The organism is Spirillospora sp. NPDC047279 (assembly GCF_040643285.1).
GTDB lineage: Bacteria > Actinomycetota > Actinomycetes > Streptosporangiales > Streptosporangiaceae > Spirillospora.
In genome coordinates this window covers 614,309-638,638 of sequence record NZ_JBEYUA010000002.1, presented here as the reverse complement: position 1 = coordinate 638,638, position 24,330 = coordinate 614,309, and the positions used below count along the sequence as shown (strand labels likewise).

General features: G+C 70.5%; 18 protein-coding genes. 12 read left to right on the top strand and 6 right to left on the bottom strand.

The annotated features are described in order from the left end of the window. Nucleotides 1-55: 55 nt before the first annotated feature. Complete coding sequence (locus ABZ810_RS07060; RefSeq protein ID WP_358400239.1) at nt 56-700, top strand: CoA pyrophosphatase; 645 nt, start codon at nt 56-58, stop codon at nt 698-700. A gap of 132 nt (nt 701-832) precedes the next feature. Beyond that, nucleotides 833-2,038, top strand: coding sequence for a MarP family serine protease (locus ABZ810_RS07055; RefSeq protein WP_358400236.1), 1,206 nt, complete (start codon nt 833-835; stop codon nt 2,036-2,038). A gap of 41 nt (nt 2,039-2,079) precedes the next feature. Here ABZ810_RS07055 and ABZ810_RS07050 read toward each other — a convergent pair whose 3' ends face one another. The 5 genes from ABZ810_RS07050 to acs all read right to left on the bottom strand — a co-directional run bounded on the left by ABZ810_RS07050 (nt 2,080) and on the right by acs (nt 7,767). After that, nucleotides 2,080-2,436, bottom strand: a complete 357-nt coding sequence (locus tag ABZ810_RS07050; RefSeq protein WP_358400234.1) for a DUF309 domain-containing protein — start codon at nt 2,434-2,436, stop codon at nt 2,080-2,082. Between the two features lie 255 nt (nt 2,437-2,691). Then, nucleotides 2,692-3,615, bottom strand: coding sequence for an alpha/beta hydrolase (locus tag ABZ810_RS07045; protein ID WP_358400232.1), 924 nt, complete (start codon nt 3,613-3,615; stop codon nt 2,692-2,694). Nucleotides 3,616-3,621: 6 nt separating this feature from the next. Continuing rightward, nucleotides 3,622-4,077, bottom strand: coding sequence for a phage holin family protein (locus ABZ810_RS07040; RefSeq protein WP_358400230.1), 456 nt, complete (start codon nt 4,075-4,077; stop codon nt 3,622-3,624). Between the two features lie 95 nt (nt 4,078-4,172). Next, on the bottom strand, nt 4,173-5,402 hold the full coding sequence (gene nhaA, locus ABZ810_RS07035; RefSeq protein ID WP_358400228.1) for a Na+/H+ antiporter NhaA: 1,230 nt from the start codon (nt 5,400-5,402) through the stop codon (nt 4,173-4,175). 394 nt (nt 5,403-5,796) lie between these two features. Then, entirely contained in the window at nt 5,797-7,767 is a 1,971-nt protein-coding gene (acs, locus tag ABZ810_RS07030; RefSeq protein ID WP_358400225.1) for an acetate--CoA ligase, read from the bottom strand. A 280-nt stretch (nt 7,768-8,047) separates the two neighbouring features. On the opposite strand from acs, the gene ABZ810_RS07025 reads away from it, so the two are divergent. From ABZ810_RS07025 to ABZ810_RS06980, 10 genes are all read left to right on the top strand, one after another. Then, nucleotides 8,048-8,839, top strand: coding sequence for an oxidoreductase (locus ABZ810_RS07025; protein WP_358400222.1), 792 nt, complete (start codon nt 8,048-8,050; stop codon nt 8,837-8,839). 993 nt (nt 8,840-9,832) lie between these two features. Beyond that, complete coding sequence (gene ssd, locus ABZ810_RS07020) at nt 9,833-10,909, top strand: septum site-determining protein Ssd (RefSeq protein WP_358400219.1); 1,077 nt, start codon at nt 9,833-9,835, stop codon at nt 10,907-10,909. 400 nt (nt 10,910-11,309) lie between these two features. Beyond that, entirely contained in the window at nt 11,310-12,479 is a 1,170-nt protein-coding gene (locus tag ABZ810_RS07015; RefSeq protein ID WP_358400216.1) for a TadA family conjugal transfer-associated ATPase, read from the top strand. Further along, a complete protein-coding gene (locus tag ABZ810_RS07010) occupies nt 12,455-13,195 on the top strand; it encodes a type II secretion system F family protein (protein WP_358400213.1) in 741 nt (246 codons plus the stop codon). The genes ABZ810_RS07015 and ABZ810_RS07010 overlap by 25 nt, the downstream gene beginning before the upstream one ends. A gap of 28 nt (nt 13,196-13,223) precedes the next feature. Continuing rightward, nucleotides 13,224-13,970: a type II secretion system F family protein gene (locus ABZ810_RS07005; protein ID WP_358400210.1), complete on the top strand. Its 747-nt coding sequence runs from the start codon at nt 13,224-13,226 to the stop codon at nt 13,968-13,970. 1,754 nt (nt 13,971-15,724) lie between these two features. Next, the gene (locus ABZ810_RS07000; protein WP_358400207.1) at nt 15,725-15,916 is read left to right on the top strand and encodes a DUF4244 domain-containing protein; all 192 of its coding nucleotides are present in this window, start codon (nt 15,725-15,727) and stop codon (nt 15,914-15,916) included. Further along, the gene (locus ABZ810_RS06995; protein ID WP_358400204.1) at nt 15,913-16,392 is read left to right on the top strand and encodes a TadE family type IV pilus minor pilin; all 480 of its coding nucleotides are present in this window, start codon (nt 15,913-15,915) and stop codon (nt 16,390-16,392) included. The genes ABZ810_RS07000 and ABZ810_RS06995 overlap by 4 nt, the downstream gene beginning before the upstream one ends. Before the next feature lie 1,078 nt (nt 16,393-17,470). After that, complete coding sequence (locus ABZ810_RS06990) at nt 17,471-17,842, top strand: Rv3654c family TadE-like protein (RefSeq protein ID WP_358400201.1); 372 nt, start codon at nt 17,471-17,473, stop codon at nt 17,840-17,842. Between the two features lie 258 nt (nt 17,843-18,100). Continuing rightward, entirely contained in the window at nt 18,101-19,447 is a 1,347-nt protein-coding gene (locus tag ABZ810_RS06985; RefSeq protein WP_358400198.1) for a hypothetical protein, read from the top strand. A gap of 1,138 nt (nt 19,448-20,585) precedes the next feature. Further along, entirely contained in the window at nt 20,586-20,960 is a 375-nt protein-coding gene (locus tag ABZ810_RS06980) for a hypothetical protein (RefSeq protein ID WP_358400195.1), read from the top strand. A 209-nt stretch (nt 20,961-21,169) separates the two neighbouring features. Here the strand turns inward: ABZ810_RS06980 and ABZ810_RS06975 are convergent, their stop codons facing one another. After that, nucleotides 21,170-24,046 (bottom strand): DEAD/DEAH box helicase, encoded by a 2,877-nt coding sequence (locus ABZ810_RS06975; protein ID WP_358400192.1) that lies wholly within the window; start codon nt 24,044-24,046, stop codon nt 21,170-21,172. Between the last annotated feature and the right edge of the window lie 284 nt (nt 24,047-24,330).

The window sequence follows — 24,330 nt, the reverse complement described above, 5'->3', positions numbered from 1 at the left end:
TGGCCGAAACAGGGGATACGGGAAGGATCTCAGGCGTGATCGGGTTGGCAGAGGCGTGACTCATCCCGAATGGCTCGACGATTTCGTCGCCGCGGCACCCCGGATGCCGGTTCCGCCGCTCCTGCGGCCGACCGCGTCCGCACGCGCCGCGGCGGTGCTGATCCTGTTCGGGGACGGCGTGAACGGACCGGACATCCTCCTCACCGAACGTGCCGCCACGCTCGCCAAGCACGCCGGCCAGCCCGCGTTCCCGGGCGGCCGGATCGACCCCGAGGACGACGGCCCCGTCGACGCCGCGCTCCGCGAGGCCTGGGAGGAGGCCGGCGTCCAGGCGTCCGGCTGCGACGTCATCGGCGTCCTGCCCGAGCTCTACCTCTCCCGCAGCGACTACCGGGTCACGCCCGTGGCGGCCTGGTGGCGCGAGCCGTCCGAGGTCTCGCCCGGCCACCCCGGCGAGGTCGCCACGGTCGCCAGGGTCCCGATCGCCGAACTGGTCGACCCGGCCAACAGGCTGACCGTGCGGCATCCGTCCGGCATGAAGCTCGGCCCGGCGTTCAAGGCGCGCGGCATGCTGGTGTGGGGATTCACCGCCGGACTGCTGACGCAGGTGCTCGCCGCGGGCGGCTGGGACCGCCCGTGGGACGCCGACCACGTCGAGGACCTGCCCCCCGAAGTGCTGAATCTCGCCGCTCGCGGCTGACCCCGACCGCCCTGCGTACATCCCCGCGGCTACCCGCGCGGCGGCGAGTCGCTCCCGGCGGTTATGCGGGGACAGTGAATCTGGTCCGCTGAGGGGACGTGAACATCGGCCATCGCGCTATACGGTGAAGCGGTGCTGGGCGACCACGTTCTCGATCTGATCCTGCTTGTGCTCATCGTGCTCTTCGCGGTGTCGGGCTACAGGCAGGGCTTCATCGTGAGCCTGCTGAGCTTCGTCGGCTTCGTCGGCGGCGGTGTCGTGGGGGTGCTCCTGGCGCCCCCGATCGCCGAGGCCGTCGTCGAGGGAACCGCCCAGCAGGCACTGCTGGCGATCGTCATCGCCTTCCTCGCCGCCACCCTCGGGCAGCTCGTCGCCTCCTCCGCGGGCGCGGTGCTGCGCAACCGGGTGACCGGCATCAACGCGCGCACGGTGGACGCGGCGGGCGGCGCGGTGGTGAGCTCGCTGTCGCTGGTGCTCGTCGCCTGGTTCTTCGGCAGCCTGGTGTCGCAGTCGGCGTTCAGGCCGGTCCGCACCCAGGTCGACGACTCGTCGATCCTCAACGGCGTCGACCGGATGATGCCCCACCAGGCGCAGACGTGGTTCGCCTCGTTCAAGAGGTTCGTCAAGGAGGACAGCGGCTTCCCGCAGGTCTTCAACGGCCTCGGCGGCGAGTCGATCACCGAGGTGCCGCCGCCGGACGACGCCATCCTCAACACCCAGGCCCTGCGCAACGCCAAGCGCAGCATCGTCAAGATCGTCAGCACCGCGCCGCAGTGCCAGCGCCGCATCGAGGGCACCGGGTTCGTCTTCGCGCCCGACCGGGTCATGACCAACGCGCACGTCGTGGCCGGAGCGCGCGGCGACTCGCGCGTCCAGACCCTGAACGCGCCGCGCGCCTCGGCGGGCCGCGTCGTCCTCTACGACCCGCAGCGCGACATCGCCGTCCTCCACGTACCGGGGCTGAGCGCGCCCACGCTGAAGTTCGCCGGGCCCGCCCGCAACCAGGACGACGCGATCATCGCGGGGTTCCCCAAGAACCACCCGTTCACCGCCGACGCCGCCCGCATCCGCGCCCGGCAGACGGCCCGCGGCCAGGACATCTACCACTCCGGCCAGGTCAGCCGTGAGATCTACGCCATCCGCGGCAAGGTCGAGCCGGGCAACTCCGGCGGCCCGCTCCTCTCCAAGGAGGGCACCGTCTACGGCGTCATCTTCGCCGCCGCGCTCGACACCGACACCCCCACCGGCTACGCCCTCACCGCCGAAGAGGTGGCCGCCGACGCCCGAGCCGGCGCCACCGCCACCCTCCCCGCCGCCACCGGCAACTGCTCCGACTGACCCGCCCCGGGCGTCCACCCCGCCTCAGGTGTTCAGTTCGTTCAGGCGGTGAGCTGTAGCTGTATGGGGGCGGTGGTTTCTGGGGTTGTGGCCAGTGCGCGGGCTGTGCGGACGACTCCGGCTACGTCGATCTCGTACGGGGGGCCGGCGGCGAAGGGCTCCAGGCGGTCGGCGGCCCTTGTCAGCAGGGCCGCGGCGCCCTTGGGGTTGCCTCGCCGGAGGTGGGTGATCCCGACCGCGACTTGGGCCAAACCGCGCCAGAGCTCCCGTTCCTGCTCCGGAGCGGCCTTCCATACGGCTTCCAGCACCTCATGGGCATGAAAGGGCCGATCAGCGTCCAGAAGCCGCTGAGCCTCACGCAGAGCGGCCTCAGGTGCCAGCCGGAGGTCGTCGGGCATCGTCGGCTCCCCGGCCTCGCCGTGCGCCAGCGGCCGCCCGTACGCGTCCCGGGGCCGCGCGTTGCGTGCCCGACCCAGCTCATCCCGGTCCCGCATCCCGCCACCGTACGCCCGCCACCCCACGCCGTTCCCCACCGACCCGACCCGGCCTGGCCGGAGGGGGTGAATCGAGGCAGTCGGGCTGGGCGGGCAGTGGGCTGGCGCGGGCTGAGTGGCTGGCCAGGGCTGGGCGGGTGCGCCGAGCTGGGCTGGGGGTCAGCGGTCGGGTTCGGGGTCGTGGAGCCAGCCGATGAGCTGGGTGTCGAACGAGCGCGGGCGTTCCTGGTGAGGGAAGTGGCCCGTGCCCTCGATGAGCTTCCAGCGGTAGGGGGCGGCGACGTACCGGCCGGAGCCCTGGGCGCTGTCGGGGAGCGTGCAGCGGTCGAGCGCGCCGTGCAGTTGCAGGGTGGGCACCTGGATCGGGGTGCGCATCTGGCGGGTGTAGCGGATGCCGTCGGGGCGTGGGGCGGAACGGAAGAGCCACCGGTGGTATTCGAGGGCGCAGTGCGCCACCCCGGGCACCTGGATGGCGCGCCGGACGAGGCGTTCGGTGCGTTCGTCAGGCCACCCGGGCCCGGACCACTCGTGCAACAGGCGGCCCACCAGGGCGGCGTCGTTGCGTACGAGGCGGCGTTCGGGCCACATGGGCACCTGGAATCCGAACGTGTGCTTGGTCGCCCAGGCCTGCCCCTTGACGTCCCCCCGTACGGCTTGGCGGAGACGGAGCGGGTGCGGGGCGCTCACCACGGCCAGGCGCTGCACGACCTTGGGGTGGTAGACGGCCATCGTCCAGGCGAGGAGCCCGCCGAGGTCATGGCCGACGACGATCGCGTTGGCCTCGCCGAGCGCGCGCACGAGCCCGGCGGCGTCCCCGGCCAGGGTGACCAGGTCATAGCCGCGCGGCGGCTTGTCGCTGCCGCCGTATCCGCGCAGGTCGACGGCGGCCACGCGGTAGCCGGCCGCCGACAACGACACCAGCTGGTTGTGCCATGACCACCAGAATTCGGGGAACCCGTGGAGCAGCAGGACCAGCGGCCCCTCGCCCATCTCCGCGACATGGAAGCGGGTGCCGCCGGCGCTGACCGCCCGGTGTGTCCAGGGTCCCTCGATCTCGATGACCGATTCGTCGCGCCCGGTCATGGGAGGTCAGTCCGTGAGCGCGGGAGCGTCCGGGGCCGTCACTGCCGGCTCCCGGTCCTCGCCCCGGCGCCGCAGCATCGTCAGATCGTCCTTGAGGGTGCGGCGGGTGCGCTTGGCCCCGTCGATCTTCTTCATCCGCCAGTAGCCGATGAGGATGAGGACCGCCGCGAGCAGCAGGTAGATCCCGGCGACGATGAGGAACGCGGCCCAGTGCCAGATGCCCAGCGCCACCAGGCCGTACGCGAGGGCGATCGACAGCAGAATGACGATCATGCCGCCGCACAGGCCCGCGATGGCGAACAGCACACTGCCGATGGCCGCCTTCTTGGCGTCGGCCTTGAGCTCCATCTTCGCCAGGTCCATCTCCGACCTGACCAGGTTGGAGACGTTGCTCGAGGCCATCGCGACCAGCTCACCGAGGGATTTGTCCTCGACGCGCTCGCCCGGCAATGCTCCGCTCATGTCGTTCTTCTCCTTCCAGGGCCCCGGCCGGATGCGGGGGCGGCTGCCTCAGCCTGGCAGCCGCGCCGCCCGGCGTGTCGCCCGGGGTCGTCCGCCTATTCGGGGACCTCGGCTCGCGCACGCTGCCGGACCCGGTGCCGGAAGACCGTGCTGGCGGCCGCCGAGGCGATGAGGCTCGCGATCAGGACCGCTGTTGTCACTCTCTCGAATTGTGCCGGGTCGGGGTAGGCCAAACCGCCGATCAGCAGTGAAACGGTGAATCCGACTCCGGCCAGGAGCGCGACTCCGGCGATCTCCCGCCAGTGCAGTTCGTCCCCGAGAGTGGTCAGCCCGAGCCGGACGGCCGCCCACGCCCCGCCGAAGACCCCCACGAATTTACCGACCACCAGCCCGGCGATCACTCCGATGGCGATCCGGTCCTCGAAGACCGCGCCGAGCGCGGAACCGTTCAGCGTGACCCCGGCCGACATGAACGCGAACACGGGCACGCACACCCCGGCGGAGAACGGCCGCAGCGCGTGGTCGGCGCTCTCGGCGTTGGTCGGACGTTCGTCCCGCGTCTCGCGGGGGCTGGTGAGCATGCCGAGCGCGACCCCGGCGACGGTGGCGTGCACGCCGCTGCGCTGCATGAAGTACCAGCCGAGGACCGCGAGCGGAACGTAGACCCAGGGGGAACGGAACCCCCTGCTCTGCAACAGCCCGTACACCCCGATCAGCAGCACGCTCAGCGCCAGCGGCAGGAACTCGAGGTGGTCGGTGTAGAAGATCGCGATGATCGTGATGGCGATGAGGTCGTCCACCACCGCGAGCGTGAGCAGGAACGCGCGCAGCGGCGCCGGGCACTGGGAGAACGTCACGGCGAGGACGGCGAGCGCGAACGCGATGTCGGTGGCCGTCGGGATCGCCCAGCCGCGGGCTGCCCCGGGCTCGCCGGCACTGATCGCCAGGAAGATGAGCGCCGGGACGGCGACGCCCGCGAACGCGGCGATCACGGGTAGCGCCGCGTCCCGCGGGTTGCGCAGCTCGCCGTGCGTGAGCTCTTCGCGGAGTTCGAGCCCGGCGATGAAGAAGAACACCGCGAGGAGCCCGCCGGACGCCCAGTGCTGGAGGTCCATGTGGCCGAGGCCGAGCCAGGAAGGGCTGACCTCGAACGCCCGCAGGTCGTCGTAGAGGTCCGACCAGGGTGTGTTGGCCCAGATCAGGGCGGCGACCGTGGCGCCGAGCATGATGACGCCGCCGACGGTCTCGGCGCGCAGCGCCTCGGCGAGGTTGCGGCTGTACCTGGCTGTGGGCCGGAACGGCCAACGGGATGCGACTTGCGGCATTGTTCCCCCGGATTCGGCAGTGGTGGGCGGCCGAGAACCGTCACCCCTGCCGTGAAACCGGGATGGGTCGGCCCCCGCCGACCAGACTTCCCGGCACACCTGTGGGGCAGCCTACCCCCGGTGATCGTCGCTTACGCCGCCTTGATGCCTCCGACTGGCCGAGATCACCCTCCGTACCCTCATGGGCGTTTCGGTCGCGTCCCGTCGCCTCCCAACGCGACACCCCGGGGCCTTTCCCACGTGCACGCCGGAGCCCTGACAGCGCGATGCCCCGGGGCCTTCCGCGGGGAAGGCGCCCGGGGCGTGTCGGTCGGGGTCGCGCGGCGTTCGGTCAGGGTCGCGCGGCGTCCGGTCGGGGTCGCGCGGCGTCCGGTCGGGGTCGCGCGGCGTCCGGTCAGTCTTCGGACTTGGCGCTGGGCAGCTTCTCGGAGATCAGGTCCATCACCGTGCTGTCGGCCAGCGTGGTGACGTCGCCGATGCTGCGGTTCTCGGCGACGTCGCGCAGCAGCCGCCGCATGATCTTGCCGGAACGGGTCTTCGGCAGTTCCGGAACGATCATGATCTGGCGCGGCTTGGCGATCGGGCCCAGCGTCTTGGAGACGTGGTCGCGCAGCTCCTTGAGGAACTCCTCGCCCTCGACCTCCTCGCCGGCGCTGCCGCGCGGGATGACGAACGAGACGATGGCCTGCCCGGTGACCGGGTCGGTGGCGCCCACGACCGCGGCCTCGGCGACCTTCGGGTGCGAGACCAGGGCCGACTCGACCTCGGTGGTCGAGATGTTGTGGCCCGACACCAGCATCACGTCGTCCACCCGGCCGAGCAGCCAGATGTCGCCGTCGTCGTCCTTCTTGGCACCGTCACCGGCGAAGTAGAGCCCCTCGAACCGCGACCAGTACGTCTTCAGGTAGCGCTCGTCGTCGCCCCAGATCGTGCGCAGCATCGACGGCCACGGCTCCTTGACCACCAGGAACCCGCCGCCGCCGTTCGGCACCGACTGCGCCTGGTCGTCCACCACGTCCGAGACGATGCCCGGCAGCGGCTTCATGGCCGCGCCCGGCTTGCCCGCGGTCACGCCCGGCAGCGGGCTGATCATGATGGCGCCGGTCTCGGTCTGCCACCACGTGTCGACCACCGGCGTCGTGCCGGCGCCGATGTGCTCGCGGTACCAGACGTACGCCTCGGGGTTGATCGGCTCGCCGACGCTGCCCAGGACGCGCAGCGACGACAGGTCGAACTGCGCCGGGATGTCGTCGCCCCACTTCATGAACGTGCGGATCGCGGTCGGCGCGGTGTAGAAGATCGACACCTTGTACTTCTGGATGATCTCCCACCAGCGGCCGCGGTGCGGCGTGTCCGGCGTTCCCTCGTACATCACGCTGGTCGCGCCGTTGGCGAGCGGGCCGTACACGATGTACGAGTGGCCGGTCACCCAGCCGATGTCGGCCGAACACCAGTAGACGTCGGTCTCCGGCTTGAGGTCGAACACGGCGTGGTGGGTGTAGGCGACCTGCGTCAGGTAGCCGCCGGTGGTGTGCAGGATGCCCTTCGGCTTCCCCGTCGTACCGGACGTGTAGAGGATGTAGAGCGGGTGCTCGGCGTCGTGGGCCTCGGCGGTGTGCTCGTCCGGCTGGCGGTCGACGACGTCGTGCCACCACACGTCCCGGCCGTTCTCCGCGACCTCCTCGCCCGTCCGCCGTACGACCAGCACGTGCTCGATGCTCGGGGTGCTCTCGACGGCCTCGTCCACGGTCGGCTTGAGCGCGGACGGCTTGCCGCGCCGGTAGCCGCCGTCGGCCGTGATGACCAGCTTGGCCTGCGCGTCGTCGATGCGGGTGCGCAGCGCGTCCGCCGAGAATCCGCCGAAGACCACCGAGTGCGTCGCGCCGATGCGCGCGCACGCCAGCATCGCGATCGGCAGCTCCGGGATCATCGGCATGTAGATGGCGACCCGGTCGCCCTTCTGGATGCCCAGCTCCAGCAGCGCGTTCGCGGCCCTGTTGACCTCGCGCTGGAGGTCGGCGTACGTCAGCGTGCGGGTGTCGCCCTCGGGCTCGCCCTCCCAGTGGAACGCGACCTTGGCGCCCTTGCCCGCCTCGACATGGCGGTCGACGCAGTTGTACGCGACGTTCAGCTCGCCGCCCACGAACCACTTGGCGAACGGCGGGTTGCTCCAGTCGAGCGCCGTGTCCCACCGCTTGGACCATGCGAGCCGGTCGGCCTGACGTTCCCAGAAGCCGAGCCGGTCCTCAGCCGCCTGGTCGTACGCGTCGGCCTTGACATTGGCGGCCTCGGCGAGCTCCGCGGGCGGCTCGAAGCGCCGCGTCTCCTGCAGCAGATTCGAAAGTGTCTCTTGACTCTGGCTCAACGCGTACTCCTTGCTAACGACGGGGAAGGCGCCCGGTGAGCCCACTCCACCAGGGATGGGACCTGCGTCACAAGTCCTGCCCTGGCCTGTGGACGAACGGCGTCCGGCGATCAAGGCTCCGCGACGGATGCTATGTGATGCCGAACACAGCACCGCCTGCGCGTCCTCCGGTTCCTACGGTCCGTTCCACCCCTGGTCCCGGGCAAACACCCGTCCGATCTCGCGCCGGCGCGCCAACGCGGGCGCTTGGCGGCGGCACGGACCGCATAAGGTCATGCCCGTGACCGATGCTTTCGCCCAAGTCGCCGCGCTGCCCGGAGTGGACGGCGCGGTGGCCGACGCCCGTAAGGCCGTGGACCGGTTGCTGGGGCACCGCATTCTGCGGCGCCGCAGTGCCGAGGTGTCCACCGAATCCGCCCTGCGCGGCGCCCGGGCCTCGGCGGAGCTGGAGGGCGTCACGGTCACGCTCGACGAACTGCGCGGCGGCACGAGCCCCACGGACCCGGTCGTCCAAGGGGCCCTGCGGGTGTCGGCCGAGCTGGGCTCACTCGCCGAGACCTGGCGCCAGGCCCCCCGGCAGGTGCTCGCCCGGCTCCACGTCCTGGCCGCTGCGGACGCCGTGGACGACGCCGACCTGGGCCGCCCGCGGGGCGACGGCCAGAAGGCCACCGACGTCCTCGGGCTGGGCGAACCGCCGTCCCCCGCCGAGGTGGCGGGCCGCCTCGACATGCTCAGCGGCCTCCTGACCGGCCAGACCAAGGCGCCGGCCATCGTCGTCGCCGGTGTCGTGCACGGCGAACTGCTCACGCTCCGCCCGTTCGGCTGGGGCGACGGCATCGTCGCGCGGGCAGCGCAACGCCTGACCCTGGTCTCCCGTGGCCTCGACCCCAAGTCGCTGACCGCCCCCGAGGTCGGGCACGCCGAACTGGCCGCCGAATACCCCGAGGCCCTCCGCGCCTACGCGCCCGGCACCCCCGAAGGCGTCGCCACCTGGCTCCGCCACTGCGCCGCCGCCACCGCCGCGGCGGCCCGCGACTCGCAGGCGATCTGCGAAGCCTTCATGCGCGGCTGACCAACAGCCCCCTCACGCCGGGGCGGCCCTATCCGGCGCTCCTGCACGGTGGTCCTGGACGGCGGCTCCCGGCCCACGATTGAGGGGCGGCGGGGCATACCCGGCAGACATAGCGAACGGCGCTCTACCTACGAGCGCCGTCGCCAGTCACGTCACACCGGGTTACCAAGCGTGCACCTCATATTCGTCGGACGGGTCAAGCCCGTCTCGACGCGCCTCCCGCGGCTGGTCGCGCGTGGGTACCCGGCTGCCGTGCTCGGACACTTGGTCCGTAGAACCTGTCTACGCCTCATTAGCCCAGTTGACAAGCCCCTATTCGTAAAGCGGTCACCCAAAGTGGAAGAACTGAACACGGAACGGCGTTGGGGCCGAGGGTGCCTTCCGGGACGAGATGGAGTGGACCGCACCATTGCCGGAAGTATCGGAGCCCATCCGTCATCACCGTGATTCGATCACACAGTGTGATCGATTCTTTTTAGTTGCTGATCTCGTACCGGGACGGAACGATCATTAGATGTGATGTACGCTCCGACTCCCGGGCTGGGTGCTACGAGCGGGATTCGTCGGTGGGAGCGGCATACGTGCCGCTACGAGGCCGTTCGGCTCCTGGGAGTGGGATCATCTCAACCAGGTGAGAAAAAACGTCACCCGCCGGGCAACTTTGCCGCTCGACGTAAGTCTCGACGATCGGGCAGCATATGTTGTATCTGCCTAGACTGGGTACGGCGACTTTGCATCCTCTATAGATCAAACTGACGTACCGCATAGCGTGATCTCACCCGAGGCTTTCTTGGGAAACGGCCCGGCTCTACCCCCCCGGAGCCGGACCGTTCGGCGACCCCCGCTCTCCCCCCCGGCGGGGGTCGCCCTATACCTGCGGTCATTCGGGCCCAAAGGCGCGAGTCGTTCCGGGTTATCCACAGGCTGAGGAAAGTCTTCCGTCCGGGCTCCCCAGGGCGCATGGTGGTGGTCTTCCGAGGCAAGGAGACCCCGATGACCAGCCCGGCAATGATCGTGTCAGCCGACCCGGCGATCGTCGACGACCTGGTGCGGCTCGCCGCCGCCGCGTCCACGCCGATCGAGGTCGTCCGCGACCCCGGCCACGCCCGAGCGGCCTGGCACTCACCAGAGCTCATCCTCGTCGGTGCCGACTTAGCGGCGCCCCTGGCCACCGCCGCGCCCCACCGGCGGGGCGGCGTCGTCCTGGTGTCGGCGGACGCCGCCACCGAAGAGACCTACCGCCTCGCCGTCGCGATCGGCGCCCAGGACCACGCCGACCTCGCCCGCGACGAGACCTGGCTGATCGACGCCCTCGCCGCGGCCGCCGAGCCCGCGGACAGCCTGGGAACGACCCTCTGCGTCACCGGCTCCTCAGGCGGCGCGGGCACGAGCGTCCTGGCGGCCGGTCTCGGCCTGACCGCCGCCCGCCAGGGCCTCCGCACCCTCCTCATCGACGGCGACCCGCTCGGCGGCGGGCTCGACCTGGTCTTCGGGCTGGAGCACCACGAGGGCGCCCGCTGGCCCGACTTCGCCGAACGCCGCGGCCGCCTCAGCGTGGCCACCCTCCGCGAGGCCCTGCCCGCCCTGGGCGACCTGTCCGTCCTCTCCTGGCGCCGCGCCGAGCCCACGATCGTCACCGACGAGGCCGCCCTCTGCCTCCTGGACGCCGCCGTACGCGGCTATGACCTGGTGGTCGTGGACGTGCCGAGGTACGTGGGCGAGCTGGGCCGCACCGCCGTACGAGCCGCCGACGCCACCCTCCTCCTCGTCCCGGCGGAGGTACGCGCGGCCATGGCCGCCGAAGTCCTGGCCTCCATGCTCCGCAAAGACACCGCCGACCTGCGTTTGATCGTCCGAGGCCCCGCCCCCGGCGGCCTCACGGCCAACGTCATCGCCGAAGCCCTCGACCTCCCCCTGGCCGGCCACCTCGACCGCGACCGCCGCCTCCCCACCGCCCTGGACCAGGGCGACTTCGTCCGAGCCGCCAAACGAGGCCCACTCCCGGAGTTCTGCGCAGGCCTCATCTACGACCTCAACCTCCACCCCCACCCCTCCCAAGCCGCCGCCTGACCCCAGACCACTCAACCCACGAGGCGGGAGCGGCGACCGCACGCGCAGCCACGTGAACGGTCGGCAGCGCCAGGGCACGGAACGAGCCCCAGGAGCCAAGCACGGCGAACAAGCACAGGGGCGGCGGATGGGGACGAGGGGAACAAGGACACGGGGAACAGGGCGCGGCGCACTTGACCCAGACGCGAGGGCGAAGCGAGCGAGGGCACAGCGTTCGGGCACAGCGTTCGGGCACAGCGTTCGGGCACAGCGTTCGGGCACAGCGTTCGGGATGTGGTTCAGCCGACGGACTCGCTGTCGCCGCAGCGGAGCGTCGCCTGCCCCAAACCGCCGCCCACAGGCGCACACGAACAGTGCGCAGCGAACGAGACGCGATGAGCAGAGAGCGAGAGGGATCTAGATGCGCAGGCTGTCTGATGCGGTGCGCGATCGGCTTGCGGACGCCGGTGGTGAGCCGACGGCCGGGCAGGTCGCGGCCGCGCTGCGCGCGGAGGAACGGTTACTGGGCGATCGGGAGGTGCTGGCCCTGTCGGACGAGTTACGCGCGGAGTTCGTCGGAGCCGGGCCGCTCGAACCGCTACTGCGCGCCCCTGAGGTCACCGACGTGCTGGTGAACGGACCCGCCGAGGTGTGGGTCGACGCGGGCGAAGGCCTGGTGCGTACCTCGATGGCGTTCCCGGACGAGGCCACGCTCCGGAGACTCGCCCAGCGTCTCACCGCCGCTGCCGGGAGGCGGCTCGACGACGCCTCGCCGTACGCGGACGCCCGTCTGCCCGGCGGCGTGCGGCTCCACGCGGTCCTGCCGCCCATCGCGGCCGGCGGCACCTGCCTCTCGTTACGCCTCCCACGACGACGGGCGTTCACGCTGGACGAACTGGTAACGGCCGGCACATTCCCGCCCGAAGGGGCTCGACTCCTCGCCGCTCTGATCGCAGCCCGCGTCGCGTTCCTCGTCACCGGTGGCACCGGCACCGGTAAGACGACGCTGCTCAGCTGCCTCCTGTCGATCGTCGACCCTCAGGAACGGCTCGTCCTGGTGGAAGATTCCGCTGAACTGCGTCCGGACCACGGCCATGTCGTACGGCTCGAGACCCGTCCGCCGAACGTCGAGGGTGCGGGCGGAGTCAACCTCCACGAACTCGTCCGCCAAGCACTCCGGATGCGCCCCGACCGGCTGGTGATCGGCGAAGTCCGTGGCGCCGAAGTAGTAGATCTCCTCAGCGCCCTCAACACGGGACACGAAGGTGGCTGTGGCACCCTCCACGCCAACGCCGCCGCGGACGTCCCCGCTCGTCTCGAAGCCCTGGCCTGCGCGGCGGGTCTGAGCCGCGAGGCGGTGCACAGCCAGCTCGCAGCGGCGCTCGACGTCGTCGTGCATCTCGTACGCGAGCCCGGCAGCGCACGGCGCCGGGTGGCCGAGGTATGCCTCCTCCGCCGTGGCGACGACGGATTCGTCGGGGTCCTGCCCGCCGTGTCGTTCACCGCAGACGGCACGCCAGTCGCGTCCGCCGGCGCGACGGCACTCGCCGCACGCCTGGAGCACCGATGGACTCCGGGGCCCCCGACATGATCGGCGTCACCGAATCCGCGTCGCTCTGCGCGGCCGCCGCGATCTGGGTACTGATGGGCCCGAGGCCCGCCGCCCATCGGCTCAGCCGGATACGCCAGACGCGGCCTCCCACGAACAGGCTGCCGTCAGCCGTCAAGACATGGATCGCAGGCCTCAAGGAACGTCGACGCCTCGAACAACTCTGGCGTACGACCGTCATCGAGCTCTGCGACGGCATGGCTGCAGAGCTAGCCGCAGGCCGTACCCCCGAGGAGGCGTTCACGACTGCGGCCGCGGTTCTGGATCGTCGTATCGCGACCGAACTCTCCCCACCCGATCAGCGCGAGGAAGCCCTGGTCGCAGACCACCTCGATCTGCTCTCCACCCGCCCCGGAGCCGAGGGACTGCGGCTCCTCGCCGCCTGCTGGCGAATCGGCGCCGAACGTGGAGGAACGCTCGCGACGGTTCTCGACGGCCTGGCATCGGCCCTGCGCGACGAGGAAGCCCAACGCCAAGAGATCGCGGCCCAGCTGGCCGGACCCCGCGCGACCGCACGCCTGCTCGCCGGACTCCCCGTGCTGGGCCTGGGCATGGCGGCGGCCCTCGGCACCAACCCGCTCGCCTTCCTCTTCGGAACGATCCCCGGCGCAGCCTGTCTGGCCGTGGGCGTCACCCTCGACGCGGCCGGCCTCGGATGGACCCGCCGCCTTGCCAAGGCCGCGGAGGTCCCGCGATGACCCGTCCCCTCTCACCCAGAGTCCAGCGATGCTGACGATCGCGTCCGTCCTCTGCATGGCGGCCTGCGGATTCCTCCTGCCCGCCACCCCACAACCCGCCGCCCGCCGGTTGAAGGCCCTCCTGGCAGCCCCCGAAGCCAACGAGCAACCTCAAGCCGCTCTCCACGAACGAGACAGACACATCCGCCGCGTGGCCGCGGCGCTTGCCGGCTTGATCTGCGCGTTCGTGTTCGGCGGCACCGTCGGCATCGTGGCCGGGATCGTTGTCGCGGTCGCCGTGGACCGTTCGTTCGGACGTTCAGAACGCACCGATCGCCGCCGCAGATCAGCCCGTCTCGTCGCGGATCTCCCCGTGGCCGTCGATCTCCTGGCCGCATGCCTCCGAGGCGGAACACCCTGGGGTGAGGCCGTCGAAGCGGTGGCCGCCACCGTGGGAGGCCCGCTCGGGGAGGAACTGCACGGCGTCGTAGTCCAGATAAGACTAGGTGCCGACCCGGCCACCGCGTGGCTCACTCTCGCCGCCGAACCCGCACTAGCCCCACTCGCCCGCACAGCCGTCCGAGCCGCAGGAAGCGGCACCTCGCTAGCCCCGTCCCTAGCCCGCCTAGCCACCGACCAGCGCCGCGTAGCCCGCACCGCCGCAGCCGCCCGAGCCAGAGCAGCAGGAGTAAAGGCAGTCGCGCCTTTGGGGCTCTGCTTCCTCCCCGCCTTCATGCTCCTCGGCGTAGTCCCAGCCATCGCCGGGATCGCCTCCACCATCCTCCTCCCGTGGTAACCACCGACCCCGTACTCACCAACCACCAGGAGCACGTCACAGGCCCCCTGGAGACGAGCAGGTAGAGGGGCAGGATTCGCCTGTTCTTTCACGACCCCGGACAACTTCTCCCTGGCGGTCAGCCCCGCCAGCCCGAATTCATTGGCTCCAGCCGTGCCATAACGAGGCCACAGCAGCGGTGCGCCGCCCAGCAAGCCCCCTGACCAGCACGCCAAGCACCACAGCACCAATGGCCCAGGCGCCGTCGCGTACGAACACCAGCGGCCACGAACACCAGCGGGCGCGAACACCGGGGGGCCCAGCGAGCGCCAGCCGACAGGGGGCACCGGCGTGCAGACACCGGCGTGCAGACACGCCAGAGCACGAACGCCCGCAGGCGCGAACACCCGGAGGCGCGAACACCAGGGGACGAGCACCCAGCGATCACCAGCCGATAGGGAGCACCGGCACGCCCTCGCCGGCGCACCCACGCCAGCGCACCCTCACGTCGGCGGGCACCGGCATCAAGGGCGAGCATCGGCGAGCAGGGGCACCAGCGGGGGACAGGCGCTGGCACGGATATCAAGGGCCATGACATATGGGCACGAGCGGGCATGAGCACGAGCGGGTACGAGCACGAGCACGAGCACCAGCGGGCACGAGGACCAGCGGGCACGAGGACCAGCGGGCACGAGGACCAGCGCCGCTTGTTCAGGCGCACAGGCATTAGCAACGACGGATCTAGCTGGGACGGGCCTGGTGGGGATTGGCCCTGGCGGGGGACGACGGGCCCAGCTGGCCATAGCCATCGGCGGGGACGGATTGGTGGCGAGCGCAGGATCAGCGAGCAACGCACGGGTCTGGCTGGGCGATGGCCAGGACGGACGGCGGTGGTTGAGGGCAGCGGCGGGCAAGCGGGCCGTGATCGCCGGGCGGGAGTCCACCGGGGTGAGGAAGAAGCCATCAACAGCGCCGCGTTCTGCGGCAGTCGGAAGTCGACGCCTCCTACGTCGTCAGGCCGCGCCCTGCTCACGCAACTCCCGAGCCTTGGCAGAACCGGGGAACCGGTCATCTCCATGAGGTGCGGACGCACCGCATGCGGAGTTGATGGGTCGCGTCACCGGCGCCGCGGGTCAGGTGGGGAGTTCCGGGGGCAGGAGATCTTGCGCGGACGGACAGGTAGGTGGAGCAGCCCGTCGGGCTGAACGATCGCCAGGGTGAACGATCGCCAGGGATAAACGACCACCTGGTTGAGTGAACTCGCTCAACTCGGAGCAGCAGCTCCGTGTCATTCGGTGCAGGCGATGGCGCACCTTCTCTATGCATCTCCTTCTCTAGCGGCTTCGTTTCGGTTCCCACCGGGGCCGATCCGCTGCCAACCGCGCGTTCGGCTACGCGGGTCTCACCATGCTTGAGCCGCGCCGCTGGTGTGGCGACGAAATGAGTGTTGACGCCCATTCCTAGTGGCAACTGCCAAGTCAAGCCTGCCCAGGTTGTGAAGGCGCGCCTGCCCCAGGTTGTTGGGATGACTGGCGTCCATCGTCAGGCAGATCGATGTGGCGCCTCTCCTCGCCCGGACGCGCGGAAAGGGGGTTGAGGGGCGCCGCGAATGGCTGAGGCGCGGACGGGCGGCCATGGTCCTGGCCAGGCAGTCGCGTTGGCCCGCTGGAGTTATCCACAGAACGGGATTCGCCTGTTGGTGAGCCAGGCGTTGTCGCAGCCTTGAACCCAAGGGGCGGAACGAGCGCTCACGAGGAACAGCGGAAGGAGCCCAGATGAGGATCATGAGGACAGCGGTACGACGATGGCATACCAGCGCACGTGATCTCGGCATGTCCACAGCGGAGTACGCCGTGGGGACGGTCGCGGCGGCCGGGTTCGCGGGCCTGCTCTTCAAGATCGTGACCAGTCCAGAGGTCCGCACGCTCTTGTTAGGGATCATCAAGCGGGCCCTCCAACTCGGTTGAGGAGGAGGGGGCGCGACTTCGGATCGGTCACAGCGGAGATCGCAGTGGCTCTGCCGGCCCTGGTGCTTGTCACGCTGGCGGCTATCTGGGGAGTATCGCTCGCCTCGGTTCAGTTCGCGTGCACGGATGCCGCGCGGAGCGGTGCACGCGCGGCCGCCCGTGGTGAGTCCCTTGAGGCGGTACGCGCGGTGGTGACACGGGCGTTGCCTCCGGGCGCGGTGGTCGAAGTGTCGCGGGACGCGGAGCAGGTGCGAGTGGCGGTCACCGTCGATGCGCGAGCGCCTGTCTCGACCGGTCTGGGCTCACTGACGATCCGTGCCCAGGCAACGGCCGCAACCGAGCCGGGCGCGTCCGAGCCGGGCACGTTCGAACCGGGCACGTCCGAGCCGGGTGCGGTCACGCCGGGCGCGTCTGAATCGGGTGCGCCTGAGCCAGGTGCAACCGCGTCGGGCGCGTTTGAGCCCGGGCGCGTCTGAACCGGGCGCGTCTGAACCGGGCGCGTCTGAACCGGGCGCGTCTGAACTGGGGTACGTCCGAACCGGGGTACGTCCGAACCAGCGGTGTCTGAGCCAGGTGCGACCACGCCAGGCATATCTGCGCCGAGGGCGTCCGAGCCGCATGCGTCCGAGCCAGGTGCGATCACGCCGGGCGCGCCCGAGCCGCGTGTCTGCGCCGAGGGCGTCTGAGCCGGGTGTGTCTGCGCCACGTGCGACCGTGTCGGGCGCGTTTGAACCAGATGCGATTTGAATCGGGTGCGTCTGCGCTGAGGGCGTCTAAGTCGGGGCGTCCGCGTCGGGTGCGTCTGAACCGAGTGCGTCTGAACCGGGTGCGTCCGCGGCGGGCGCGTTCGCTCCGAGTGCGTTAGCGCCAAGGGTGTTTGGGTCGGGTGCGTCCGGGTGCGTCCGGGTGCGTGCGTTCGGGGTGGGTGCGTTCGAGCCGGGTGTCCGGGCCGATGCGGTCGATTCGGGTGTGTCCTCGGCGAGTGTGTCCGAGTTCGAAGCATCTGAGCTGGGAGCGTCCGGGCCGTGAGGTGTGCTGCCCTGGCCTGATTACGGGCCGGGGCGGCCACCGCTTGGGCATGTCCAAGCGGCGGTGCTACTGGCTCCGTTTGTACGGGCCGGTCACCGGCTCGGTCACGTCCGGGCGGCGGTGCTACCGGGATCCGTTCGTGCGGGGCCGGTCACCGGCTCGGTCACGTCCGGGCGGCGGTGCTACTGGCTCCGTTTGTACGGGCCGGTCACCGGCTCGGTCACGTCCGGGCGGCGGTGCTACCGGGATCCGTTCGTGCGGGGCGGGTCACCGGCTCGGTCACGTCCGGGCGGCGGTGCTACCGGGATCCGTTTGTACGCGGCCAGCTGCTGGCTTGGTCACGTCGAGGGGGTGGTGCTACCGGCTTCGCCTGTTCGGTTTGCCTTGCCGGGCTGGCGCTGAGAGCACGCTTGTCGGGGTGTCGGGGTGTCGGGGTGTCGGGTGCTGCGGAGTCGCCGTGTGTGGCCGTGTGGCGGGGGCGGGTGGCTCTGATGGCTCTGGCCGGTAGGGAGGAGGTGAGGGTGGATGGCGTTCAGGCGGGGTGATCGGGGGTCTGGGGCGATCTATGTGGTCGCGTTCATGGCGGTGGTCTGGATGGTGGCAGTGACTGCGATGGCGGTGGGGAGCGTTCGCGCCGCTCGCCATCGGGTCGACGCTGCCGCTGACCTTGCCGCGTTGGCCGGGGCGGGCCGTGTGGCGGAGGGGCGGACGGCCGCGTGCAGGGCCGCTGCGGACATCGCCGCTGATTCCGGCGCGCGACTGTCGGCTTGCGAAGTGCGTGGCAGGATCGTCGAAACGTCGGTGACGATGGTGATGAACGTGCCCGTCGTGAAGGCCGCGCTGCGGGTCTCGTCCCGGGCCAGGGCTGGTCCTGTGAGCCCGGAGGGCGTACCCTGATCAATCCTGAACTTATTGAACACAGCGCCAATAGGAACCAGGATGGGTGTACGGCAAGGTGCGTTCCGACCGGGGCGAATACGATCCGCTCCCTCTTTGTCACGTTTCTGTGACGTTCGCTACCGAGTGGTACGTTACGCTGCCCTAAGCCCAGAGGTTTCACCAGACAACGGCGGCTGCACTCGCCCCCCGAGGCCGGCCAGGCTTCTCGGGCATGGCGGACGTGGTTGAACGCCGTCCGATGGAGGGATTTGCTCCGTGACCAGGATTCGCAGGATCGGTGCGGTGGTGCTCGCGACTGGATCCGTCGTCCTGGGTCTGCCTTTGCCCGCGGACGCCGCGACGACCAGCGTGCTGACGCCGAGCAACGGCTCGGTCATCCGGAGCGGTTCATCGGTGACCGCCAAGGCGCACTTCGACTTCGCCATCACGATGGAGCTGCGCGTCAAGACGCCCGGCGGCGGTGACACTTTCCTTACCAAGAAGGGCGGCACCGGCGACCTGTCGGCTCCCATCAACCTGGAGCGCAACGGCAAGTACACCGTCTACCTGATCGGGCGGCCCACCAACCACGTGTACGACTCCAACACGTTCACCGTCGCGGTTCCGCCCGCGCGGCCGAGCGGGGTCTCCGGGTCGGTCTCGGGCAACAGGCTCACCGTCCGCTGGAACCTCGGGCTTGAAAACGACCTGTCCGGCTACTCGGTGAAGGCCGGTGGCGTCGGCTCGTCCTCCGGATCGGCCGGCCAGCTCTGCTCCGGCACCAGTTGCTCTGCCAGCTTCTCTCTCCCGAGCGGGACCAGCGGAAGCGTCCCGGTGAGCGTGACGGCCAAGCGCCCCAGCGGCACCGGCGGCTCGCTCTCCTCGGGCGCCGCCTCGACGAGCGTGTACGCGGGTGGCGGCGGCGGGGGCACCCTGCCGGGTTCATCCGTGCCCACACTGCCGGGAACGACGGCGCCCAACCCCAGTACGCCGCTCACCCCGTTCAACAACGAGTCGCCCGTCACCCTGCCGTCGGTGCAGCCTGACGGCGCGACGCCCGGCTTCACCTATCCGGCGCCGCAGGTGCTCAACCAGGGCAACACGAAGGCGCAGGCCGTCTCCGCCTCGAGCAGCCTGCAGTGGGGCAAGAGCGTGGGCATCGCGCTCATCCTGCTGATCGTCGCGGCCCACCTGGGCACCTGGACGCGTCGCCTCCGCGTTTCGCAGGCCGGTGTGAGCAGCCAGGGCATGGCCGCGCGTATCGCGCGTGGAGGTACGGGCCGCAAGCGTGTCAGCAAGGCTCGTGAGGGGATCGCCAAGGCCGAGGCCGTGGCCAAGACGGCGCCCACGACCGGCAAGTCCGGAGCGGGCGAGCCCGGAGCAGGCAAGGCCGGGGCTGGTAAGCCTGCGGCGGCGAAGGGGGACACCGCCGTTCTCCCGGTGCCCGGAGCCGCCCCTCAGTCTGGTGGGCCCGGCAAGCCCGGAGGCAAGCGCCGTCCGGCGACCCTCGGCAAGCGCCCCGGCGGCGTCAACGTGGAGATAGCCAAGCAGGCCGGCCCGAGCGCGGCTGAGGCCAACGGCAAGTCGCGGCGTTCCGGCAGCAGCCGCCGCAAGAACAAGTAGTCCGCGAACGCAACCCAGACCACCATGCTGCCCCGGCTGACATCAGCCGGGGCACGGTGCTTTATCCAGACCGTTCCATATCCACACCTCGGCGCCCGCGAGTGGTGTAGCTGCGTTCCGCCACCTGAGCGTCTGCCCTTCGGTGTGACTCGTTTCCCTCCGGCACCCTGTGCGGCTGCGGCCCGGTACTCGTGCGTCCGCCCTCCCATGGGGGCGTGCGCCTTCCGGCGCGGCTGCACTCGGCCGCGTACGTGGCTGCACTCCGGCACCTGTGCGTGCGTCCTCAGAGGGTCAGTATTCGGCCGTCGTCGTCACGGCGCTTTGGTATCTGCGTGCCTGCGCTCTGGCACTTGTGCGTCTGCCCTCCGGTATGGCGCGTTTCCTTCCGGCACCTGTGTGCTGCGCTCCGGTGTTTGTGTGCCCGCCTTCATGTGGCGCGTGTGCTTTCCGGCGTGGTGCGGCTGGGCTCGGGCGCGTACGTGGCTCGTCTCTGGCACCTGTGCGTGCATCCTCTGGCGTTGTGCGTCCGGGCTTTGGTTCTGCGTGGCTGTTCTTTAACGGGCCCGCGACGAGGACTGGACCATGGTCCTGGTGACGCACGGCCACCCCCTCGCATGGTGCGCCGACGTCGTCTATGTCCTGGGCGAGGTTGTCCCATGGGGACGAAACGAAAGGGCTCACCTCACAGATCAACTCACTGGGCGGACCAGCCCAGCGGGTGAATCAACTCAGTGGCGGGCCGGGGGGAGGGTGTTTGCGCTGCTGGCTGCCGTGGCCTGCACGGCGACAGGGCGGGACGTACCAGCTCTTCTGCGGGATGCCTCTGGTGCCTGCGCTCCGGCAGCCGAGTGGCCGCGTAATTCCGTACCTGCGTGGCGGACTTCGGCCCCCGCAGTGACCTCAACCACCCCTAGTGACTCAGCCGTCGTCCTGGCAGCGGCCGTCAGCTCGACCTCAGTCAGCTGCCAGGAGAATCACGACTGCCAGGAGAACCATGGCCGTCGGGAGGTTCAAGGTCGCTGCGGAGGTCCGGTGACGGTGGTGACTCAGGTGTGGCGTTGGATTTGGGGAAGGTCTAGGCTCCCTAACCAGCCGAGATCTGCGTGAATGCCCGGAGTGTCGAGAGGAGATCCTCCGCATGTTGTTCCTGGGTCTGGCCCTGGCGGTCGTCGCTGTGGTGGCCGGTGCGGCCGTGATCATGGGTAACACCGGAGACGCCCAGCTCAGTGCGTTCGGTGACACGATCCCCGGGATCACGTCCGAGTGGCAGGTCTTTCTCGGGGGTGCCGTGGTCGCCATCGTGTTCATGGCGGGCATGACCGTCGCGGCCTTCGGGTTCAACCGGTCGGTGCGCGTTCGGCGGGAACTGCGGGAGCTTCGAGAAGAGCACCTGGAGTCGATCCACACGCTTGAGCTCGAGAAGCGTCAGCTTCAGCGTGAGCTTGCCAGGTTCCGGCAGCCCTCCGGGCCTGGGGCCGGCGAGGCCAGCCAGTCCGTTCCCACGGGGCGATGAAGCCCTCCGCTCCGCGACAGAAACCCTTCGTGGACTTGCCGATGATGGTCGGATAAAGGTCTCTGCAGGCCGGATGAAGGCCTCCGTGGATTTATGAGTGCTCCATGAGGGGCGGGGCCTTACGAGGGTCCGCCCTTTCGCTTTGTTGGCCCGTCCCGTTTGTCGCGGAGTCGCTATGGGGCAACGCCTCTGCTGCTTCGGGGTTTTCGCTATCCGGCTTGTTTGAGGAGCTCGGCCAGGAGGATCAGGGCGCCGGTCTTGTCTAGGGGGTCGTTGCCGTTGCCGCACTTGGGGGACTGGATGCAGGACGGGCAGCCGGACTCGCATTCGCAGGACTCGATGGCCTCGCGGGTGGCGCCCAGCCATTCGGCGGCGTCGGTGTAGCCGCGTTCGGCGAAGCCCGCGCCGCCCTCGTGGCCGTCGTACACGAAGACCGTCAGCAGGCCCGTGTCGGGGTGGATCGCCGTCGAGACGCCGCCGATGTCGGAGCGGTCGCAGGTCGCGAAGAGCGGGAGCAGGCCGATCGAGGCGTGTTCGGCGGCGTGGGCGGCTCCGGCCAGGTCGAGGTCGCCGAGGGCGTCGACCTGGTCGGCGGAGAGCGTCCACCAGACGGCGCGCGTGCGGAGGGTGCGGGGCGGGAGGTCGAGAGGCTTCTCGCCGAGCATCTCGCCGGTCTGCAGACGGCGCATCTGGTACGCGACGACCTGGCGGGTGACGTCGACCGTGCCGAAGCGGAGGGTGGCGTCGCCCCACGCGGTGGTGCGGAGGGGCTCGACGATGGTGATGTCGGTGACGTCGCGCGCGGTGGTGGAGTAGTCGGGGTCGGCGGCTTCGACGAGGGCGACCGAGTCGTCCAGGTCGAGGGTCTGCACGATGAACGAATCGCCCTGGTGGATGTAGACCGCGCCCTCGTGGACGGTGGTGTGCGCCGAGGCCTCGTCGACGGTGCCCAGCAGGCGTCCCGTCGCGGACTCGACCACCTGGATGGGGGCGCCGCCCGCGCCGCGGATGTCGGCCAGGTCGGCGGCCCTGTCGCGGCGCGTCCAGTACCAGCCGTTCGGACGGCGTCGCAGGAACCCGCGGCGGACGAGGTCCGGCAGGAGGTCGGTGGTGGACGGCCCGAACAGGTCCAGGTCGGCCTCGGTGAGCGGGAGCTCGGACGCGGCCGCGCACAGGTGGGGTTCGAGGACGTACGGGTTGTCCGGGTCGAGCACGGTCGCCTCGACGGGCGTACCGAAGATCGCCTCCGGGTGGTGGACCAGGAAGGTGTCGAGCGGGTCGTCACGGGCGACGAGGACGGCGAGCGCCGACTGGCCGGAACGTCCGGCGCGGCCCGCCTGCTGCCAGAGCGAGGCGCGGGTGCCGGGCCAGCCGCACACGAGGACGGCGTCGAGACCGGAGACGTCGACGCCGAGTTCGAGGGCGTTGGTGCTGGCGAGGCCGACGACCGAACGTTCGCGGAGGGCGGCTTCGAGGACACGGCGTTCCTCGGGAAGGTAGCCCGCGCGGTAGGCGGCGACCTGGTCGGAGAGCTGCGGCGCGACCTCGCCCAGGGCGCGCTTGGCGCTGAGCGCGACCGACTCGGCGCCGCGGCGTGACCGTACGAACGCCAGCGTCTGGACGTCCTCGACCACCAGATCGGCGAGCAGGTCGGCGGTCTCGGCGGTCGCCGTACGCCGGACGGGGGCGCCGTGCTCGCCGCGCAGTTCGGTGAGCGGCGGCTCCCAGAGCGCGAACGTGGCGGGGCCGCGGGGCGAGGCGTCGTCATCGACCGCGATCACGTCCAGGCCGGTCAGGCGGGACGCGGCCGTCGCGGGCTCGGACGTGGTCGCCGAGGCGAGGATGAAGACCGGCGACGCGTTGTAGCGGGCGCAGACGCGGCGGAGCCGGCGCAGCACCTGGGCGACGTGCGAACCGAACACGCCGCGATAACCGTGCGCCTCGTCGATGATCACGTACCGCAGGCGGCGGAAGAACGAGGCCCAGCGGGCGTGGGACGGCAACATCGACCGGTGCAGCATGTCCGGGTTGGTCAGGACGTAGTTGGCGTGCTGCCGGACCCAGGTGCGCTCGTCCGGCGGCGTGTCCCCGTCGTACGTCGCGGCCCGTACGCGCGTCAGGTGCAGTGCGCGCAGGGCCCGAAGCTGATCGGCGGCGAGCGCCTTGGTGGGGGAGAGATAGAGGACGGTGCCCTCCGGCCCGTCCGTTCGTTCGCCGCGTTCAACGAATGGAGGTCGGGGGGAGGGGATGATGTGTCCGTTGCCCTCGCCGGTCTGACGTTCGCCCGCCGTGCGCTGAGGATCGTTCGCCGTGTCCAGAGGGACGTCGCCCCGCCTGTCTTGATGGGCGTCCGCAGGGGCCAGGGGGCCCTCGCCCGTGGCGTTTTGAGAGGCGTCGGTCGTGCCTTGGGGGCCGCCGGCCGTCGTGCCTTGAGGGCCGCGTGCGATGCCGCTTTGGAGATCGACTGCTGTGGCTTGGGAGTCGTCCGTTGTGGCCCGGAGGTCGGCTGCGGCGGCTTGGGGGTTGTCGGCTGTGGCTTGGGGATCGGCTGAAGTGTCCTGGGGATCGCCTGGTGCGTCCCGGGGATCGTCCGACGTGGGTCGGGGGGCGTCCGGTGCGGCTTGGGGGGACGCGGCGGAGGCTTCGATCGCGTTCTGGCGGATCGCGGCGGCGGCTTGCTTGGCGGCGCGCGCTTGGACGTACGCGCGCATCTCCGCGCGCGCTTCGGCCACGCTGAAGATCGGCCTGGGACGTCCGGGCAGGGGCTCGCGGTCCTCGGAGAGCAGCCGGGCCATGCCGCGGCGGCGCCGGCGGCGTTCGGCGGCGGTGAGCTCGATCATGGGGGCGAGGCGCGGCTCGGGGGCCTCGGCGTCCTCGGCGGGATGCGAATCCTGTTCGCCTGTGGCTGAACGAACGGGCGGTACGTGGCCGTAGACGGCCGCGACGGAGGGCAGCAGATAGGCCAGTGACTTGCCCGACGCGGTGCCTGTGGCGATGATCACAGACCGCCCGGCGTAGGCGTGTTCGGCCGCGACGGCCTGGTGTTCCCACGGGGCCTCGATGCCCGCGGCCGTGAGACGGTCCACCAGGAGCTGCGGAGCCCAGCTCGGCCACCCCGCGCGACGCCCCTGACGTGCGGGAACACGTTCGACATGGGTGATGCGATCGCGACGCGTGGGGTCGGCGAGAAGCCGTTCGAGAGGAGTGCGAGATCTTTGAGGGGCCATCAGGTTTTCAGTCTGCCAGTCTGGGCAAGAACCCGGGAACGCCCCGGCGTTGGAGCTCCCCTGCCCCCCTGCCCTGACAGGCAGATCAGCAGGTCAGATGGGATCGCGCGAACTTTCGCCCGAGTGGGCGATAACGCGCGTAC

What these genes read in the sequence shown, in the direction of transcription:
- ABZ810_RS07050 (WP_358400234.1), bottom strand. Translation starts at nt 2,436, where the DNA reads ATGCCCGACGACCTCCGGCTGGCACCTGAGGCCGCTCTGCGTGAGGCT.
- ABZ810_RS07045 (WP_358400232.1), bottom strand. Translation starts at nt 3,615, where the DNA reads ATGACCGGGCGCGACGAATCGGTCATCGAGATCGAGGGACCCTGGACA.
- ABZ810_RS07040 (WP_358400230.1), bottom strand. Translation starts at nt 4,077, where the DNA reads ATGAGCGGAGCATTGCCGGGCGAGCGCGTCGAGGACAAATCCCTCGGT.
- nhaA (WP_358400228.1), bottom strand. Translation starts at nt 5,402, where the DNA reads ATGCCGCAAGTCGCATCCCGTTGGCCGTTCCGGCCCACAGCCAGGTAC.
- ssd (WP_358400219.1), top strand. Translation starts at nt 9,833, where the DNA reads ATGACCAGCCCGGCAATGATCGTGTCAGCCGACCCGGCGATCGTCGAC.
- ABZ810_RS07015 (WP_358400216.1), top strand. Translation starts at nt 11,310, where the DNA reads ATGCGCAGGCTGTCTGATGCGGTGCGCGATCGGCTTGCGGACGCCGGT.
- ABZ810_RS07010 (WP_358400213.1), top strand. Translation starts at nt 12,455, where the DNA reads ATGGACTCCGGGGCCCCCGACATGATCGGCGTCACCGAATCCGCGTCG.
- ABZ810_RS07005 (WP_358400210.1), top strand. Translation starts at nt 13,224, where the DNA reads ATGCTGACGATCGCGTCCGTCCTCTGCATGGCGGCCTGCGGATTCCTC.
- ABZ810_RS07000 (WP_358400207.1), top strand. Translation starts at nt 15,725, where the DNA reads ATGAGGATCATGAGGACAGCGGTACGACGATGGCATACCAGCGCACGT.
- ABZ810_RS06990 (WP_358400201.1), top strand. Translation starts at nt 17,471, where the DNA reads ATGGCGTTCAGGCGGGGTGATCGGGGGTCTGGGGCGATCTATGTGGTC.
- ABZ810_RS06980 (WP_358400195.1), top strand. Translation starts at nt 20,586, where the DNA reads ATGTTGTTCCTGGGTCTGGCCCTGGCGGTCGTCGCTGTGGTGGCCGGT.